The organism is Amycolatopsis palatopharyngis (assembly GCF_003385185.1).
Taxonomy (GTDB): domain Bacteria; phylum Actinomycetota; class Actinomycetes; order Mycobacteriales; family Pseudonocardiaceae; genus Amycolatopsis; species Amycolatopsis palatopharyngis.
Genome location: NZ_PQHZ01000012.1, coordinates 123,091 through 141,365 on the forward strand (window position 1 = coordinate 123,091; position 18,275 = coordinate 141,365).

Here is an 18,275-nt window from a genome sequence, read left to right on the forward strand (position 1 = left end):
GACCGGATGAGCAGCGAGACGTCGAGCGGCGGCAGTGCACGCTCTCGGAGCATTCGGCAGCAGCGCATCACCGATTACGTCGTGGAGAAGGGGTCCGCATCGGCGGCCGAACTCGCGGAGCTGACCGGGGTGAGCGTGATGACCGTGCACCGCGACCTCGACGAGCTGGCCCGGCGCGGTCTGCTGCGCAAGTTCCGCGGCGGGGTCTCGGCCCAGCCGTCGACAGTGTTCGAGAGCAACGCGGAGTACCGGCTCGGCGCGCACGTCGAAGCGAAGGCCGCGATCGCCCGCCAGGCGTTGACGTACGTCGAACCGGGCATGTCGATCCTGCTGGACGACTCGACCAGCGCATTGGCGCTGGCCAAGCTGCTGCCCGAGGTGGCGCCGCTGACCGTGGCCACGAACTACCTCCGCACCATCGACGTGCTGAAGAACGTCGAGGACATCCGGCTGATCTGCATCGGCGGGGACTACTCCAGCACGCACGACTCCTTCCTCGGCATGCCCTGCCTGGAGGCGGTGGAGCGAATCACCGTGGACGCCACCTTCGTCTCGACGTCGTCGATGAACGGCGAGATGACCTTCCACCAGGAACCGGAAATCGTCATGGTCAAGCGGGTCATGCTGGCCAGCGCCGAGACCAAGGTGCTGCTGATGGACTCGAGCAAGATGCCGCGATCGGCGCTGCACCGGCTCGCTCCCGTGTCCGACTACGACCGGCTGATCGTGGACTCCGGCGTACCTGGTCAGCTGCTCGAGGAGCTGCGCAGCCGTACCGCGGTCGACGTGGCGCGCTGAGATTCCCGTCGCGCGCATTCCCAATATCTCATCAAGTGCGTTAAATTAACACTCATGATGATTATTTGGGCGCGCGCACCTGGCGGCGCCATGAGTGGACCGGTGACCATCGGGGTCGACGTCGCGACCGCGGGCGTGCGCGCGGTCGCCCTGGACGTGCCCACCCGTTCTGTACTGGCCTCGGCCTCGTACGACCTACCTGCTCCCGTGCGTGCCGAGCCCGGTCACAGCGAGGCTGACGCCGGCGTGTGGTGGCCGAGTGTCGAGGCCGCTCTCGCCGAGGTCACCGCCCGGCTGCCGCATCGCGGCGCGGAGGTACGGGCGGTGTCGGTTGCCGCGACGTCAGGCACGGTCGTAGCGGTGGATGCCGCGGAACGGCCCGTTTCACCAGCGTTGATGTACGACGACCGCCGAGGTGCGCCGTACAACGCGAAGGCGGCCGCGCTGGGCGCGGACCGCTGGGCCCGTCTCGGCCTCGCGCCATCGGCGACGGCCGCGCTCGGCCGGATCGCCTGGTTGCGCGACAACATTCCCGCCGCGGTGGCGGTCCGGCACACCCCTGAGCTGATCGGCGCACGCCTGACCGGGCATCCGGTGGCCACGGATTCCTCGCACGCACTCAAGAGCGGCTACGACGCGCTGGCCGGACAGTGGCCGGCCGAGGTCTTCGACGCGCTCGGCGTCTCCACGGACTTTCTGCCCGGCGTGGTGGCACCGACGTCCGTACTCGGCGAGGTGTGCCGCGCTGCCGCCGAGACGACGGGATTGCCTCCAGGCTGCCTTGTGGTAGCGGGAATGACCGACGGATGCGCGGGGCAACTCGCCGCGGGCGCCTGCGAACCGGGTCAGTTCGTCGGCATTCTCGGCACCACCTATGTCCTCAAAGGAGTCAGCACCGATCTGGTCGCCGACCACACCGAGGCGATGTACAGCCATCGGCATCCCCAGGGCTGGTGGCTGCCGGGAGGCGCGGCGAACACCGGCGGCGAGGCACTGGCCGATACGACCGATCTGGCCGCGCTCGACGCCGCGGCGGCGGAACTGGGTCCGGCAAGGACTGTGGCTTACCCCCTGCGCAGGCAGGGCGAACGGTTCCCCTTCGTCTCGGCAGCGGCTCGCGGTTTCCGTCTCGGGGAGGCGGACAGCCCCGCCGAGGCACATCGTGCGCGGCTGGAAGGCGTCGCGTTCGTGGAACGCCTGGCACTGGATCACGTGCGCAGGCTCGGCCTCGAGGTGACGGCGCCGCTGTTCACCGCCGGTGGCGGCAGCCGTAGTCCACTGTGGAACCGGATCAGGGCGACCGTGACCGGATTGAGCCTGCGGGTGAGCGAGAGCGCTGAGACCGGCTACGGTGCCGCGCTGCTCGCCGCGGCCACGCTGCTGTCCGGCGGTCTGAGCGAGGCGTGCCGCGACCTTCCGGGATCGACCAGCCTGGTCGACCCGGAACCGGCCGAACTGGACGCGCTGACCGGCTCCTACCGCCGCTTCTGCACGGAACTGCACAACCGGGGCTGGATCGACGACGAGTTGCTGACCACCGCGGTTCGATGACGCGGTGAAGGCACCTTGTCCGCGGCGAACGCGGACAAGGTGCCTTCACCTGGCACTCCCGTGGGTCAGGCCGGGGCGACCGCCGGGGTTTCGGCCGCCTGTGCACGCGCCAGACGCGCCTTCTTCTTCTCGTGTGGGTCGCTGCCGTCCTTCAGCCTGGTCGACAGCACCGCGACGAGCACGTACAGCGCGCCGAACGTGATCGCGACACCACCGCCGCCGAACAACGGGTAGAACAGCGTCACCATGAAGGGGCCGACGAACGCGGCGCCACCGGCACCGAAGTTGAGCACGGCCAGCGCCGCACCCTTGTCCTTTGTGGGCACCATCGACGGCATCAGTGCCGAGAGCGGCACGAAACCGGCGAGCAACACGCCGTAGAGCACGCCGAACGCCGCGGCCGCGGAGAACGTGCCCGCCGCCATCGCGCCGAAGTACCAGAGCGGCGCGGCGACCGCACAGCCGAGGCAGCCGAACCAGGTCACGGTCCTGCGCCAGCCGAAGAAGTCACCGAAGACGCCGAAGAACAGGTTGGCCGCGATGTTCGCGCCATAGGCGATGGCACTGAGCGAGGAGACCTCCGCGGCACTGAGGAAGCCGCCGTCAGTGGCCTCCACCCCGAAGGTGAACGGGAACATCGCGAAGAAGCCGTACTGCGGCGCGGTGTTCACGATCCTGACCAGCCCACCGGCGAGCACCCTGCGGTCGCGCCAGAGGATGTCGACTCCCTCGAAGAGCCGCTTGAGGCTGGTGGGGTTCTCCACGGTTTCGTCGGCGATCGGCTTGCTACCGCTGGGTTCCCGGACGAAGAAGCAGCCGATCACCGAGCCGATGGCGACCAGTACCAGGGAGAGCACCAAAGTCCCGTAGAGGGACATGCCGAACGGCCCGATGGCCAGTGCCGCGACCGCGGCGCCCAACGTCGGCAGACCGCCGGTGAAAGCGAACCAGAACCAGCCCGCGACCGAACCCCGCATCCGCTCCGGACTGGCGATCTGGGCCCAGACAAGGAAAGCGAAGGCGAAGAGCGGGTAGGCGAACCCGCGGATGGCGTACGTCGTGATGATGAACGCCGAGTTCTGCGTGGGGATCGCGATGAAGAGGAAGATGATTTCGAAGGCGATCCACCAGCCGGCACCGAGCCACATCACCCTGCGCGGCCCCCAGATCGCGGACAGCGTGCCGGAGAACCACGCCGCGACCATGACGGCGACGCCGTAGGCGGTCACCGTGGCGAACGAGGCCTGGGCACCGGGCAGGCCTCCGCCGTCCGGTTGCTGCAGATAGTCCGAAAGATACGTGATCTCGACGCCGTCACCGATCATGAAGATCAGGACCGCGACGAAACCCCAGACCAACGGCCGGGGAATGCCGATGCGCTCGATACCGGTGAGTGGCCGGTCATCTGGTTCCGGCGCTGCGGCACCCTCCGGGGCGCCCGTGCCGGAACCGCGGTCGGTAGGTGGGGACTGGGACATGCTGACCTCCAGAACGAACAGCATCAGGCGGCGACCGCGACGTACGACTCGGGCCGGCGCCTGGCACTGGAGGCACGTCGCTGTGTTGGCGGGATGTTTCCCTACCATCAGCCCGTATCATGCAATATGTTAAACTAACACGCAAGATGTTAGTTTAACCTCGTTCTAGATCGTTGCCGCTCGTCAACGAGGCATCGCACTTTCCCGGGAAAGTGCGATCTTTGCGCGCGCAAGTACCGCGCTTTCCCGGGAAAGTGCGACACCTGGCCCGGCCCCGCCCAGCTCACGCGGCACCCCTACCCGCGCTTTCCCGGGAAAGTGCGAAAAGGGGCCGCTCGCGAGCCTGTCGCGGCGCCGGAGCACCGGGACGGTTCGCGAGCGGCCCCTGTGGACGGCTCGGGTCTGTTGGGCTACTTGGCGGGCACCGGCTTGCCTGCCTTCTCGGGCTTTTCTGCCTTCTCGGACTTCTCGGACTTCTCCGTGCCGGCGGCGGCAGGGGCCGGCCTGCCTCCCGGCTTCTTCGCGTTGTCCTCGGCCGCGCCTGCTTCCAGCGCACCCAGCTGCCGCATGGCGTCCTGCATTGCCGTCTGCGTCGCGGTCAGCCGCTCGGTGACGTCACGGCGCAGTGCGATGGCCTGAGTGCGCTGCTTCTCGGCGTCGGCGAGCTGGTTCTCGGCGTCGGTGATCATGGAGGTGGACCGCTTCTCGGCGTCTGCCTCCCGCTCCTTCGCGGCCTTCTCGACCTCCGCGGTCTTGGCTGCCAGTGTCTCCTCGGTCTTCTTCTCCTCGGCGGATCGACGCTGCGCCGCTTCCTCGTCCAGCTTGTCGCGGCGCTGCTCGGCGAGCTGCGCGAGCCGGTCCACCTCGGTACGGCCGTCGGCCATCAACTGGTCGTGTTCCGCGGTCAGCTTGGCGTGCCGGGCCTCGAACTCGGACTCGAGTTCCGCACGGCGGTTCTCCAGTTCCACCTTCTTCTCGTCGGCCAGCTTGTCCGCGGCCTCACGCGTGCGCTCGGCGTAGGAGTCGGCTGCCCCTCTGGTCTGCTCGGCCTCCTTCTCGGCCTTCGCGCGCAGTTCGGCGATCTCCTCCTCGGCGAGAGTCATCATCGCCCGGACTCGCTCGGTCATCGCGGTGGCGCCCGAGGGGTTGGCGGCGAGCCTGCCGAGGGCGGACTTCGACTCCACCAGATCCTGCTGGGCTTGTCTGAGTGATTTGGACAACTCGGCGAGCGACGCGACCGCTTCGTCGCGGTTCTGCGCGGTGTCCTCGAGGTCACGGGTCAGTTTCTTGATCCGCTCGTCGACCTGCTGCTGGTCGTAACCGCGGAAGGCGGTGGCGAAGGGGGAGGTCGCGGGGGCCGGTTCAGGCTTGTCGGCTGCTGGCATCCGCAAACCATAGTGAGTTCGCATGTCGGATCGGATACCGCCATTCGGCTGCATTACGTTTCCGGCAAGTACCGTGAGCGCGCACAGCCGTGCGAAGAGTAGGGAGCGGGATTGGACTTCCACGCGATCCTCGAAGATCTCGCCGATAACTGGCAGATCTACGCGGCCATCCCGTTCGTCGCCGCACTGATCGGTTACGTCACCAAACGCGTCGCGATCGAGATGATGTTCCGGCCGCTGGAGTTCGTCGGCGTCCGGCCCTTCCTCGGCTGGCAGGGCGTGATCCCGGCGAACGCCCGCCGCATGGCCACAACCGCGGTCGACCTGCTGACCAAGCACCTGGTGGACCCGCAGGAGATCTTCGCGAGGCTCGATCCCGACGAACTCGTCCGAGAGCTGGAGCAGCCGCTGCTGCGGGCCGTGGAGGAGATCACGCGGGAAGTGATGGAGCAGCATCAGCCACGGCTGTGGGAGATGTTGCCCGCACAGGGTCAGCGGATGCTGATCAACCGAGTGCGCGCGCAGGCGCCGCAGGTGGTCGCCAGGCTGATGCGCGAGCTGTCGAACAACATCGACGAGGTCCTCGATGTCAACGACATGCTGATCACCAGCATGGTCCGTGACAAGGATCTGACCTGCCGGCTGATCAAGGAAGTGGCCCAGCCTGAGCTCAAGTTCATCGCGCGCTCGGGAATCTGGTTCGGGTTCGCGATCGGACTGATCCAGCTGGTCGCCTGGGCGCTGACCAAGGAACCGCTGATCATGCCGATCTTCGGGTTCATCACCGGTTTCGTCACCGACTGGCTCGCACTGAAGATGATCTTCTACCCGCGCGAACCGAAGGGGTTCCTGTTCTTCCGCTGGCAGGGCCTGTTCCAGAAGCGCCGCAAGCAGGTGGCCCTCGACTACGGCGGACTCATCGCCGACGAGGTGCTCACGGTCCGCAACGTGATGGAGGCCGTGCTGACCGGGCCGAAGTCGGACAGGCTCTTCGCACTCATCCAGCGTGAGGTGCAGCGCACGATCGACACACAGACGAGTGTCGCCAAGCCGATCGTCGCCTTCGCGGTCGGCGGCAGGGAGTTCCAGGAGCTGAAGCGGTCCGCGGCGGCCAAGGCCATCGAGTACCTGCCGCAGACCGTTGAGCACGTCGAGGACTACGCCACCGACGCGCTGGACGTGCGCAACACCATCGTCGAGAAGATGCAGCAGCTCACCCCGATCGAGTTCGAGGGCATCCTGCGACCGGCGTTCAAACAGGACGAATGGAAGCTCATCGCGGTCGGCGCCGTGATCGGTGGCCTGGTCGGCGAACTGCAGGTCCTGCTCTTCCTGCACTGAGTCCTGCCCGAGGCGGAAGCAGCGGTTGGCAGGATGCCAGCTAACGTTCCCGGCGGGGAAGTCGCGAACGGTGGGAGGAAGACCCGGTGGACGTCGACGCCATCGTGGCGGACGTGAGTGCGCACTGGCAGGTCTACGCCAGCATGCCCTTCATCGCCGCGCTGATCGGCTACGTCACCAAACGCGTGGCCATCGAAATGATGTTCCGGCCGCTGGAGTTCGTCGGTATCCGGCCCTTCCTCGGCTGGCAGGGAGTGCTGCCCGCGAACGCGGAGCGGATGGCCGCGACGGCCACCGAGATGCTGACCAACAACCTGGTCGATCCGAAGGAGATCTTCTCCAGGTTGGACCCCGACCAGGTGGCCAAGGAGATCGAACGGCCATTGCTGCGGGTGGTCGAGGACGTCACCCGCGAGGTGATGGAGCAGTACCAGCCACGCCTGTGGGAGATGATGCCGGTCGGCGCGCAGCAACTGCTGCTCAACCGGGTGCAGGCGGAAGCGCCGAAGGCCATCGCCAAGATCATGCGCGAGATCTCGAACAACATCGAGGACGTGCTCGATCTCAAGCACATGGTGGTGACCAACCTGGTCAGGGACAAGGCCCTGCTCAACCGCCTGATCCGGGACATCTCCCGGCCGGAGATGACCTTCATCGCCCGGTCGGGAATCGTGTTCGGCTTCTATCTCGGCATCGTGCAGCTCGTTGTGTGGACGCTCACCAGATCGCCGTTGGTGCTGCCCGCGTTCGGCATGCTGATCGGCTGGTTCACCGACTGGCTCGCACTCAAGATGATCTTCCTGCCGCGCGAGCCGAGGACGTTCTTCGGCTTCTACACCTGGCAGGGCGTCTTCCAGAAGCGACGTCACCAGGTCGCCGCCGACTACGGCGAGATGATCGCCACCGAGATCATCACCGTGCCGAATCTCCTCGAGGCAGTACTGACCGGACCGAAGTCCGACCGGCTGTTCCAGATGATCACCCGTGAGGTGCAGCGCACGATCGATTCGCAGGCCAGCGTCGTCAAACCCGTGGTCGCCGTCGCTGTCGGCAGCAGGAAGTTCCAGGAGATGAAGCAGGCCGCGGCGAAGCGGGCGGCCGAACAGGTGCCGCACACCGTGCGCTATGCGGAGGACTACGCGATCCGGGCGCTGGACGTGCGTAACACGATCGTGGATCGGATGCGGCAGCTGAGCCCGCTGGAGTTCGAGGGCCTGCTGCGCCCGGCGTTCCGGCAGGACGAGTGGAAGCTCATCGCGGTCGGCGCGGTGATCGGTGGTCTCGTCGGCGAGCTGCAGGTCCTGCTCCTGCTGCACTAGAGCGCCACAGATACTCTGCGCGTCAGGTAATCCGGCTACCGATGCGGGAGGTGTGCGTGGACGCCGTTCTCGACGACCTCGCACAGCATTGGCAGCTGTATGCCGCGATCCCGTTCATCGCCGCACTGATCGGTTACGTCACCAAACGCGTCGCTATCGAGATGATGTTCCGGCCGCTGGAGTTCGTCGGCGTCCGGCCCTTCCTCGGCTGGCAGGGCGTTGTGCCCCGGCACGGTGGCCGGATGGCCGCGGTGGCGACGGACCTGCTGACCTCGAATCTGCTCGACGTCAAGGAAATCTTCGACCGGCTCGACCCCGACCGCTTCACCAGGGAGATCGAACAGCCGCTGCTGCGCGCCATCGACGACATCGCCCGTGACGTACTGGCCGAGCACCATCCGCGGGTGTGGGAAGTGCTGCCCTCGATGGCGCAGGAACTGCTGATCAAGCAGATTCAGGCCTCCTCGCCCCGGTTGGTCCGGGAGCTGATCGTCGAACTGCGGGACAACCTGGACGAGGTACTCGACGTCAAGCACATGACCGTGCAGTACCTGACCAGGGACAAGGCGCTGCTGGTCCGGTTGATCCGGGAGACCTCGCGCCCGGAGATGGCGTTCATCGCACGAACCGGCATCTACTTCGGCTTCGCCCTCGGCATTGTCCAGTCGATCGTCTGGGCGCTGACGAAGGAACCCCTGGTGATGCCGATCTTCGGCGCGGCCATCGGGCTGTTCACCGACTGGCTGGCGATCAAACTGATCTTCGTGCCACGGGAGCCGGTCTGGCTCTTCGGTCGTTACCGCTTGCAGGGCAAGTTCCAGCGCAGGCAGGCCGAGGTCGCGCGGCAGTACGGCGAACTGATCGCGAACGAGGTGCTCACCACCGCGAACCTGACCGAGTCGATCCTGCACGGCCCACGTTCGGACCGGCTGCTCGCGATGATCCAGCGGACCGTGGCCGCCGCGGTCGACCAGCAGGTCGCGATGGCGCGGCCGGTGGTCTCACTGACCGTGGGTGGGCAGCGGCTGCAGGAGATCAAGCAGGCCGCGGCGACCCGGGCTGCTCAGCGGATGCCCGAGACCGTCCGGCACGCGCAGGCCTACCTGACCGAATCCGTCCTCGGACCGAACGTCGCGACCATGATCGAACAGCGCATCCTGAAGCTGACCCCGGTGGAGTACGAGGGCCTGCTGCGTCCTGCGTTCCGTCAGGACGAGTGGAAGCTCATCGCCGTGGGTGCGTTCATCGGCGGCATCGTCGGCGAACTGCAGGTCCTGCTCATGCTGCACTGACGCCGGCCACGTCAGAGTCTTCAGGACTCGAGCGGCGGCCGCGGTCGCGGAGGTAGGAAGCCAGCCTGCACAGCAGGTAGATCGTGAACGAGATGGCCGTGACGAAGAAGCTGACCGGCGCGCCTGGCGCGAGCGAGAGCACGATCCCGCCGAGCGCGGCGGTCTCGGCGAACACCACGGCCAGCACCGTCGCCCGCAACGGGCTCGCCGTGATGCGGGCCGCGGCGGCAGCCGGGGTGACCATGAGCGCGACCACCAGCAGGGCCCCGACGATCTGCACGCCGAGTGCGGTGGCGATGCCGACCAGCACCGCGAAGATCGGCGAGAGCACCCGCACCGGCACTCCCCTGGCCACGGCGACAGCGGGATCGACGCTCGCGAACAACAGCGGCCGGTAGATCAGTGCGAGCACGACGAGCACGAACACCGCGGCGATCACGAGCGCGGTCAGATCGGCCGGTTCGATCGCGACGATCTGGCCGATGAGGATGCCGAGCTTGTTCGACGTCCGCTCCGGATTGAGGAAGAGCAGGAGCACGCCGAGGCCGAGCCCGAAGGACAGGATCACGCCGATCACCGAGTCCCGATCGGCCTCCCGCCCACCGAGCAGACCGAGCAGCAGCGCCGCCACGATCGCGCCGCCGAGTGCGCCGTAGGCGACACTGCTACCGACCAGCATCGCCGCCGCCGCACCCGTGAAGGCCAGCTCGGCCGTGCCGTGCACGGCGAACGACATCCGCCGCATCACGATCAGCGGACCGAGAACACCGGCCACCAGTCCCAGCACGGCCGCGGCGAGCAGGGCGTTGTGCACGAGATCGAGGTTGAGCAGCCGCGCGGTCAGCTCGAAGTCGAAGAATTTCTCCATCAGTACTGCGACACCCGCTCGTCCAAGTGGTGGTGTGCGTCGTCCTCACACAACCCGCTCTGCGCTCCCGCGATGTGGATCTGCCCGCCGACCCTGATGACCTCGACCCGTGTCCGGTACAGCTGAGACAGCGTCTCTGAGTTCATCACCTCGCCCGGCGTGCCGATCCGGAACTCGCCGTTCACCAGATACAGCACTCGGTCCACAAGGGACAGAATGGGGTTGATCTCGTGGGTCACGAACAGTACCGCGGTGTCCGCCTCGCGCCTGCGGGCGTCGATCAGCTCACTCACCGCGCGCTGGTGCGCGAGGTCCAGTGACAACAACGGCTCGTCACAGAGCAGGATGTCCGGGCCGCCGACGAGTGCCTGCGCGACCCGCAGCCGCTGCTGCTCTCCGCCAGAGAGCCTGCCGACCGCCCTGTCCGCATAGGACTCGGCACCGACCGAGGCGACCGCTTCCGCGACCCGCCTGCGCCGCTCGACCATCCGGCGCAGGCCGGTTCCCCACCGATGACCATCGAGACCGAGCCCCACCAGGTCCGTGCCGCGCAGCGTGAGGCCCTCGTCCATCGCCCGCTGCTGGGGGATGTAGCCGACGCGGGCGTTTCCTCTGCCAGGAGGCCTGCCGGCCAGCTCCACCGAGCCGGCGGACAACCGCTGCAGGCCGAGCAGCACCCGCAGCAGGCTGGTCTTGCCCGAACCGTTGGGACCGAGCACAGCGAGGAACTCACCGGGCTCGACCCGCAGGTCCAGTCCGGACCAGAGAGTTCGTGAGCCGAAACTCAGCCCGGCATCGTTGATCTCGACGGCGGCGCCGGTCATGAACTCTTCAGGGCTCCCGCCAGCTCGTCCAGCTGCTTGCTCATCCAGGCAATGTAGCCGGTTTCACCCTCGGGCAAGGTCTCGGTCAGCGAAACGATCGGGATACCCGCCTCGCCGGCCTTCTTGGTCACCTGCTCGGTCACCGGAGTGACGGTCTGCACGTTGTTCAGCACGAGCTGCACCTCATTGCCCGCCAACAGCTCGTTGACCTGGTTCTGCGCGGCGACCGGGACGTCCGTCTCCTCCTCGATGGCCCTGGAGAACTCGGCGGGCGTCACGTTGTCGAGCTTCGCGGCCTCGATCAGGTAGTGCGCGACGGGTTCGGTGGCGAGCACGTGAGCACCACCCTTTTCCGCGCCGATCTTCTCGACCCGGCCACCGAGTTCGTCGAGCTCACTCTGGAACGCCGCGGCGTTGTCGGTGAACGTCTGCGCTGCTTCGGGACGCAACTCACCGAGCTGGGTCGCGAGCTGGCCGGCGACCTTGCCGACTGTCTCCAGGTCGTACCAGACGTGCTCGTTCACCTCGCCGTGCGCATGTCCCTCGTGGCCCTCCTCGGCGTGGGGCTCCTCGGCGTGGCCCTCCTCGGCGTGAGGCTCCTCCGCGTGACCCTCCTCCGCGTGGGCCTCCTCCGCGTGACCCTCCTCGGCGTGAGGCTCCTCCGCTGCCTTGCCGGAGATATCGAAAGCGACCAGCTTGCGAGCATCGTCGGCCTGCTCGGCAAGGCCGGCGAAGAAGTCGTCGTAGCCGCCCCCGTTGTAGAGGACCAGCTGAGCGTCCTGCACGTCAGCGGCGTCTTCCGCGCTGGCCTGGTAGGAGTGCGGATCGCCAGCGGGGTCGTCGATGATCGACTTCACCGACACCTGGTCACCGCCGACAGCGCTGACGACGCTGCCCCAGACGTTGGTCGATGCGACCACGGGGATGGCGTCACCCTCGCCGTTACCGGTCGCGGAACCGCCGCCGTCGCCACAACCGGCAAGGCCGAGAGCGAGTGCGGTGGCCGCTGCGGTCATCGTGAGCAGGCGTCCGGTGCGACGGCGCGGAATCATCGGGAGTACTCCTGGGCAGGCTTGGCGGCAAGGTTCGGGCACAACGTGTAGCTAATGGAAACCGTTGTCGAATTCACTTTACCCCATCGGGTGGCCCTTACCTCATCGACTACGACACACCGTGGTCCACTCGCCCGAGTGAACGCCGAATGTGATCAAGGGCGACGCGAGGAGGGGTAGCGCTTCTGCAATGCGTTCTGAACCGTTACGGTTTGTTCATGGGCCGTCCCATCAGAACCAGGCGTCAGGCGACGCTGGCTTCACTTGCCGCTGAGCTGGGCGTTTCGCGTACGACGGTCTCCAACGCCTACAACCGTCCGGACCAGCTCTCTCCGGAGCTGCGTAGGCGCGTACTGGAGACCGCTCGCCGCCTCGGCTACCCGGGACCTGACCCCGTGGCCCGTTCCTTGCGCACACGCACGGCAGGCGCGGTCGGGCTGTTGCTCACCGAGAACCTGTCGTACGCGTTCCGCGATCCGGCAGCCGTCGGTGTGCTGGAAGGGCTCGCGCTGGCGTGCGAGGACGCTGGTGTCGGGCTGCACCTCGTACCGGCCAGCCCCGGCAGGGAGGACGTCGCGGCCGTGAACCGGGCCGGTGTCGACGGATTCGTGGTCTACTCGGTCCCCGACGACGATCCGCACCTTGCCGCGGTGCTCTCCCGGCCGGTTCCGACGGTCGTCATCGACCAGCCCGCGATCGAGGGCGTGGACCGGGTCGGCCCGGACGACGCCGCGGCCATCACCGAACTCGCCGGTCATCTCGTGGACCTCGGCCATCGTCAGGTCGGCGTGCTCTGCATGCGATTGTCCAGGGACCGTAACGACGATTTCGCTTCGGTCGAGCGCCAGCGCGCCGCCCACTTCCACGTACAGCGGACGCGGCTCGCGGCGCTGGCGAAGACGTTCGAGGCGGCGGGGGTGGCCTGGAATACCGTTCCGGTCGTCGAGCGGTTCGAGCACACGGTGGACGAAGGCGCCTCCGGCGCACGCCAGTTGCTCGACGCTTACCCGCAGGTCACGGCGCTGATCTGCACCTCAGACATCCTTGCGCTCGGCGCGCTGGCCGAGGCAGGCAGGCGCGGGCTACGAGTGCCCGCGGATCTCACGGTCACCGGCTTCGACGGCATCGCCGAGGCCACCCGCGCCGGTCTCACCACCGTGCACCAGCCGGTGCTGGAGAAGGGCAAGGCTGCGGGGAAGCTGCTGCTCGCCACGAACGAACAGATGACACCACGGGTCGTCACCCTGCCGACGGAACTTCGCGTCGGCGCCACTTCCGGACCGCCACGAACGGCTGAGGAACTCTGGTTCGGCCCCTGAGGGAGTGCGATCGAGGAACTCGAACCAACTCAGTGATGTTGGTCTAAGGCGGTTGCCCAAACGGTAGGCGAACGTGTGCACTTTGCGGACCAGTACCGCTCCGGAGGTGACCATGACTGCGATCGACGAGCTGATTCGCCGTAACAGTGAACTAGGCGACGACCTTCTTGGCGATCGATCCACCCCCGAGCCATCACTCCATATCGCGATCCTCACCTGCATGGACGCCAGGATCAGGGTGTTCGAGATCTTCGGGCTGCTACAGGGCGAGTCGCACGTGCTACGCAACGCGGGCGGGGTCGTCACTGACGACGTCATCCGCTCGCTCGCCCTGAGCCAGCGCAAGCTCGGCACCCGCGAGGTGCTGATCGTGCAACACACCAACTGTGGCCTGAACTCGGTGACCGAGGACGGCTTCAAGGACGAACTCGAGGCCGAAACCGGGCTACGGCCGACCTGGGCCGTCGAGGCGTTCAAGGACGTCAACGACAGCGTCCGGCAGTCGGTGCAGCGGGTGAAGCGCAGTCCTTTCCTGCCGCATACGGACCAGGTGCGGGGCTTCGTCAGCGACGTACACACCGGCAAGCTCACCGAGGCCGAGTAATCGCTCGGTAAGCTCTCGGGCGATGTCCATCGACGCTGACACCCTGATCGACTGGTTCGCCGAACACGGCCGTGATCTGCCATGGCGTGAGCCCACCTGCACCGGGTGGGGTGTGCTCGTCAGCGAGATCATGCTGCAACAGACACCGGTCGCCCGGGTGCAGCCGATCTGGCTCGACTGGCTGAACCGGTGGCCCCGGCCGTCCGCGCTGGCGGCGGCGTCGCAGGGCGAGGTGCTGCGGGCCTGGGGCAAGCTCGGTTACCCCCGCCGCGCGTTACGGCTGCACGCCGCGGCCGATGCGATCGCTCGCGAGCACGACGACGTCGTCCCCGATGACGTCGACACCCTGCTGGCACTACCCGGCATCGGGGCGTACACCGCGCGTGCGGTGGCCACGTTCGCCTATGGCAGGCGTGCGCCGGTGGTGGACACCAACGTCCGAAGGGTCGTCGCCAGGGCGGTACACGGCGCGGGTGACGCCGGACCGCCGTCCAACACCAGGGATATGGCTGACGTCGAAGCCTTCCTGCCCGAACAGGACGCCGAAGCCGCGAAGTTCTCGGCGGCGGTCATGGAACTCGGTGCGCTCGTATGCACCGCACGTTCCCCACAGTGCGCCGACTGCCCGATCTTCGCCGACTGCGCCTGGCAGCGCGCTGGCAAGCCTGCCTACGCGGGAAAGGCCAAGCCGGCGCAGAAGTTCGCGGGTACCGACAGACAGATTCGCGGCAGGCTGCTGGACGTACTGCGCGCGACCCCGGAAGCGGTGAGCAAGGCCCAGCTCGACGTGGTGTGGTCGGAGGCAGGCCGCCGCGATCGCTGTCTCGACTCGCTTCTGGCCGACGGTCTGGTCGAGCAGATCGAGGACGGCAGATTCGCTCTGCCTGGCGAGCACTGAACCCGATGGAGCAGCGCTCTACTCTGGGTGCCATGTAGAACTCAAACAACACTCGATCGAAGTTCGTAAACCATTGTCGAACCTGCCTTCGAGGGTTAGCGTCTGCGGTGCAATCCCTGCTGATGAACACCTGCGCATAGCCGAATACGGCTGATCTGGGCGAGCGCCCGCGAGTGACTCGCCCCTGTCGAGGGAGATCAACATGGCTGAAAAGCCAGGGTTCGACCGCCGCACCCTGCTCCGGACCGGGCTGACCGTCACCGCCGTGGGTGCGGCGGGTGGTCTGGCCGCACAGCCGGTTTCCGCTGCGGAATCCGGCCCGGCCAGAGCACCGGTACAGCAACCACGCATCTACAGCACGAGTGAATGGCTGGCGAGACCGCCGAGCAGGCCGATCACCGTCGAGAACCACGTGCCCAACTACATCGTCGTGCACCACACGGTCGAGCCGGGCAACACCGACGACTACTCCCTGGCGCGGGCATTCGCCATTTCCCGCTCGATTCAGAACTTTCACATGGACACTCGCGGCTGGATCGACAGCGGCCAGCAGTTCACCAACAGCCGCGGCGGCCACATCACCGAGGGCAGGCACCGGAGCCTGGAGATCCTGCGCGAAGGCATCCGGCACGTTCAGGGCACCAATGTCGCCAACAACAACAGCCAGGTCATCGGCATTGAGAACGAAGGGCTCTACACCCAGGTCGACGTGCCGCAGCGGTTGTGGGACTCGTTGGTTCAGCTCGTCGCCTACATGGCATACCAGTACGGCGTGCCCACGATGAACATCAAGGGACACCGCGACTTCAACTCCACGGAGTGCCCAGGGGGAATCCTCTACGGCAGACTGCCGGAGCTGCGCAGAGAGGTCGCGCAGGTGCTCGGCGTGCAGGCCCGCGACGCGGTCGAGTGGCCGCTGCTCAAACCGGGCGACACCGGCAGGCGAGTGCTTGTCGCCCAGCACCTGCTCCGCGCACAAGGCGAGCGAAACGTGCCCACCGACGGCGTTTTCGGCACCGTCACCAGGGACGCGGTCGCGAGGGTCGCGAACGCCAACGGCGTCACCGCGCACCTGTGTTACGGCAGCGCCCATGCCGACGAGCGCGGCTTCCTCGGCGCCGACATCTGGCCGCTGATCACGCCCACCGTGTCCCCCGGCACGAAGAACGAGGCCGCACGCGCGGCCGGCGTGCTGACCGAGCTGCGTGGCACGCGATCGGTGGCCCTTACGCCACAGGCGTGGAAGGAACTGCTCGCCGGCTGACACCGCCGGTCAGCGGCGGAGCACACCAGAGAGAAACGCCTCGACCGCGCCCCGGTACTCCCGGGGCGCGGTGTCGTGCACGACGTGTCCTGCGCCCTCGGCCACGATGTGCTTACCGCCGCCGGGCACCCGCGCGGCGAGTTCCGCTTGCTGCCCCGGCGGCATCGCGCTGTGCTCCGCCTCGATCACCAGTACCTGGCAGCCGACCGCCTCGACCATCGACCAGTAGTCACGCCTGCCCCACTCCGCGGCGATCTGGTAGAGATCCTCCAGGTCGGCCATCAGGTGGTAGCCGTCCGCGTGCTCGACCACGCATTCGGCGAAGTAGTTTCCCGCGTCGCCGAAGAACTCCCGCACGTGTGCGATCGAACGGAACGGCACCGGCCACGAGTCGAAGTACCCGCGCCAGGTGTCGACGGTCTTTCCGCGCTGGTCCGGCGCCATGTCCTCCACCACGACGGCGTGCACCAGCTCCGGATGCAGTGCGGCCGTCGCCCACGCGTGCAGGCCACCCATGGAATGCCCGATCAGCACGGCGGGCCCCTCGTCCATTTCGCCGATCAGCTCGGCGACCTCGTCGGCGAACTCCTCGGTGTGCCAGCTGCCCCTGCGCGCCAGCCTGCCGTGCCCGCGTGCGTCAAGGCCGACGACGTGGCCGTACGACGTCAGCCACCGCGCGACGGGCCACCAGGTGGTCGCGCGGCCCATCAGCCCGTGGAGCAGGACGATCGGCTGCCCCTGCCCGCCGAAGTCCACCACGTCCTCACGCACCCGCTTCACGCCACACCGCCTAAGCTCCCGACATGCGTAGCCGCACCAGCGGAGCGATCCTGCTCTGCGGCCTTACCGTCGTCATTATCGGCTGCACCCCCGACACTTCCCGGCAGGCGGGTTCCACGCCAACACCCGGAGCGGCCGGGGCAGGCGACGAGTACTACCCCAACGACGGCAACGGCGGTTACGACGCCCTCGATTACCACGTGTCGGTGAGTTTCGATCCGGCAGCGGGGTCCCTCGACGGCGACACCACGATCACGGCGACGGCCACCCAGGATCTCAGCAGGTTCAACCTTGACCTGCGCGGACTGGAGGTCGGCTCGGTTGAGGTCGACGGAACCCGCGCGGAGTTCGCCCGGGAGGGCGAGACCGAACTTGTCATCACCCCCGCGACCCCGCTCGCCGAGGGCAGCACCTTCCGCACTCGCGTGCGCTACGGCGGCACTCCCAAGGAAGCGAACGGGGAGCTGGGCGCGAACGGCTGGCAGCAGAGCTCCGGCGGGGGCGCCTTCGTCGTCGGCGAACCGCACTCGGCCGCGTTCTGGTACCCGGTCAACGAGACTCCGCGCGACAAGGCCACCTTCCGGCTCGACGCGAGGGTTCCCGATGGCTGGGCCGCGATCTCCATCGGCACCGAGGAAGGCACCACCAGCGCGGGCGGATGGACAACCTGGTCCTGGTCCGAGCAGACCCCGGTCGCGAGCTACCTGACCACCCTCGCGGTGGGCAAGTTCGAGATCGAGAGGTCGAAGCTCGCCGACGGCACTCCCGTACTCACCGCCTACGCGCCGGGTACCGAGTCGAAACGCGCGGACGGCGACCGTGTCGGCGAGGTCATCGAGTTCCTCAGTGGACATTTCGGCGAGTATCCGATGGACACCGCGGGCGGGATCTACCTGGACGAGGAGATCGGCTTCTCCCTGGAAACCCAGGGCAGGCCCACGTACGCACAATGGGCGGACCTGGAGACCGTGGTCCACGAGATCGCCCACCAGTGGTACGGGAACTCGGTCTCGGTCGATTCCTGGGCCGACATCTGCCTCAACGAGTGCCTCGCCAGCTACTCGCAATGGCTGTGGGCCGAGGGCAAGCAGGGAATGGATCTCGACCAGCGCTACCACCGTGCGGTCGATCGCCTGCGCGAGAACACCGCCTTTTGGTCGCCGAAGCTCTACGACATGGGGGCGGGCAACGAGTTCAGCGGGGTCTACGACAAGGGCATCCTCGCCATCCACGCACTGCGCAGGCAGATCGGCGACGAGGCCTTCGCCAGGGTGCTGCCGGAGTGGTCGGCCGCGCACCGGGACGGCAACGCGAGCTGGCCGGAGTTCGAGCGTTTCGTCGCCGATATCGCAGGGCAGGATCTCGGCGAGTTCTTCGACGCCTGGTTCCGCGGCACGCGGCTGCCCACCGACGAGTTCCTCTTCCCTGGCTCACTGCGCCGCTAGCCAAGCCCGGTATCGCACTTTCCCGGGAAAGTGCGATACCGGGAGGCGGACTACCCT

General features: G+C 67.3%; 16 protein-coding genes. 10 read left to right on the top strand and 6 right to left on the bottom strand.

Translation table 11 applies throughout. The features are described from left to right. The first annotated feature begins 6 nt into the window (after positions 1-6). Positions 7-798 (top strand): DeoR/GlpR family DNA-binding transcription regulator, encoded by a 792-nt coding sequence (locus D0C15_RS12230; protein WP_116044231.1) that lies wholly within the window; start codon positions 7-9, stop codon positions 796-798. Positions 799-888: 90 nt separating this feature from the next. Next, complete coding sequence (locus D0C15_RS12235) at positions 889-2,349, top strand: FGGY-family carbohydrate kinase (RefSeq protein ID WP_116044234.1); 1,461 nt, start codon at positions 889-891, stop codon at positions 2,347-2,349. Positions 2,350-2,414: 65 nt separating this feature from the next. Here D0C15_RS12235 and D0C15_RS12240 read toward each other — a convergent pair whose 3' ends face one another. Continuing rightward, positions 2,415-3,851 carry an MFS transporter gene (locus tag D0C15_RS12240; protein ID WP_245975717.1) on the bottom strand — a complete coding sequence of 479 codons (1,437 nt, stop codon included), beginning with the start codon at positions 3,849-3,851 and terminating at the stop codon, positions 2,415-2,417. Between the two features lie 386 nt (positions 3,852-4,237). After that, positions 4,238-5,212, bottom strand: coding sequence for a coiled-coil domain-containing protein (locus D0C15_RS12245; protein ID WP_211323179.1), 975 nt, complete (start codon positions 5,210-5,212; stop codon positions 4,238-4,240). A gap of 111 nt (positions 5,213-5,323) precedes the next feature. Here D0C15_RS12245 and D0C15_RS12250 point away from each other — a divergent pair, with 111 nt between their 5' ends. From D0C15_RS12250 to D0C15_RS12260, 3 genes are all read left to right on the top strand, one after another. Beyond that, on the top strand, positions 5,324-6,553 hold the full coding sequence (locus tag D0C15_RS12250; protein WP_116044237.1) for a DUF445 family protein: 1,230 nt from the start codon (positions 5,324-5,326) through the stop codon (positions 6,551-6,553). 143 nt (positions 6,554-6,696) lie between these two features. Then, the gene (locus D0C15_RS12255) at positions 6,697-7,872 is read left to right on the top strand and encodes a DUF445 domain-containing protein (protein WP_211323181.1); all 1,176 of its coding nucleotides are present in this window, start codon (positions 6,697-6,699) and stop codon (positions 7,870-7,872) included. Between the two features lie 56 nt (positions 7,873-7,928). After that, entirely contained in the window at positions 7,929-9,164 is a 1,236-nt protein-coding gene (locus D0C15_RS12260) for a DUF445 family protein (RefSeq protein WP_116044367.1), read from the top strand. Here D0C15_RS12260 and D0C15_RS12265 read toward each other — a convergent pair. From D0C15_RS12265 to D0C15_RS12275, 3 genes are read right to left on the bottom strand one after another with little or no spacing between them, the layout of a single operon-like run. After that, positions 9,151-10,032 (bottom strand): metal ABC transporter permease, encoded by an 882-nt coding sequence (locus D0C15_RS12265; RefSeq protein WP_116044242.1) that lies wholly within the window; start codon positions 10,030-10,032, stop codon positions 9,151-9,153. The two genes, D0C15_RS12260 and D0C15_RS12265, sit on opposite strands and share 14 nt — an antisense overlap. Then, entirely contained in the window at positions 10,032-10,856 is an 825-nt protein-coding gene (locus tag D0C15_RS12270; protein WP_116044244.1) for a metal ABC transporter ATP-binding protein, read from the bottom strand. The genes D0C15_RS12265 and D0C15_RS12270 overlap by 1 nt, the downstream gene beginning before the upstream one ends. Further along, positions 10,853-11,908: a metal ABC transporter solute-binding protein, Zn/Mn family gene (locus tag D0C15_RS12275; RefSeq protein ID WP_116044246.1), complete on the bottom strand. Its 1,056-nt coding sequence runs from the start codon at positions 11,906-11,908 to the stop codon at positions 10,853-10,855. Before D0C15_RS12275 ends, D0C15_RS12270 begins: the two co-directional genes overlap by 4 nt. Before the next feature lie 218 nt (positions 11,909-12,126). Here D0C15_RS12275 and D0C15_RS12280 point away from each other — a divergent pair, with 218 nt between their 5' ends. The 4 genes from D0C15_RS12280 to D0C15_RS12295 all read left to right on the top strand — a co-directional run bounded on the left by D0C15_RS12280 (position 12,127) and on the right by D0C15_RS12295 (position 15,993). Further along, positions 12,127-13,227, top strand: a complete 1,101-nt coding sequence (locus tag D0C15_RS12280) for a LacI family DNA-binding transcriptional regulator (RefSeq protein ID WP_116044248.1) — start codon at positions 12,127-12,129, stop codon at positions 13,225-13,227. Between the two features lie 112 nt (positions 13,228-13,339). Next, entirely contained in the window at positions 13,340-13,831 is a 492-nt protein-coding gene (locus D0C15_RS12285; RefSeq protein ID WP_116044250.1) for a beta-class carbonic anhydrase, read from the top strand. 22 nt (positions 13,832-13,853) lie between these two features. Further along, positions 13,854-14,729, top strand: coding sequence for an HhH-GPD family protein (locus D0C15_RS12290; RefSeq protein ID WP_116044252.1), 876 nt, complete (start codon positions 13,854-13,856; stop codon positions 14,727-14,729). A gap of 202 nt (positions 14,730-14,931) precedes the next feature. Then, the gene (locus D0C15_RS12295; protein WP_116044254.1) at positions 14,932-15,993 is read left to right on the top strand and encodes a peptidoglycan recognition protein family protein; all 1,062 of its coding nucleotides are present in this window, start codon (positions 14,932-14,934) and stop codon (positions 15,991-15,993) included. 9 nt (positions 15,994-16,002) lie between these two features. Here D0C15_RS12295 and D0C15_RS12300 read toward each other — a convergent pair whose 3' ends face one another. After that, entirely contained in the window at positions 16,003-16,773 is a 771-nt protein-coding gene (locus D0C15_RS12300) for an alpha/beta fold hydrolase (protein ID WP_116044256.1), read from the bottom strand. Between the two features lie 23 nt (positions 16,774-16,796). Between D0C15_RS12300 and D0C15_RS12305 the strand changes: the two genes are divergently transcribed. After that, positions 16,797-18,218 (top strand): M1 family metallopeptidase, encoded by a 1,422-nt coding sequence (locus D0C15_RS12305; RefSeq protein WP_116044260.1) that lies wholly within the window; start codon positions 16,797-16,799, stop codon positions 18,216-18,218. Positions 18,219-18,275 lie beyond the last annotated feature (57 nt).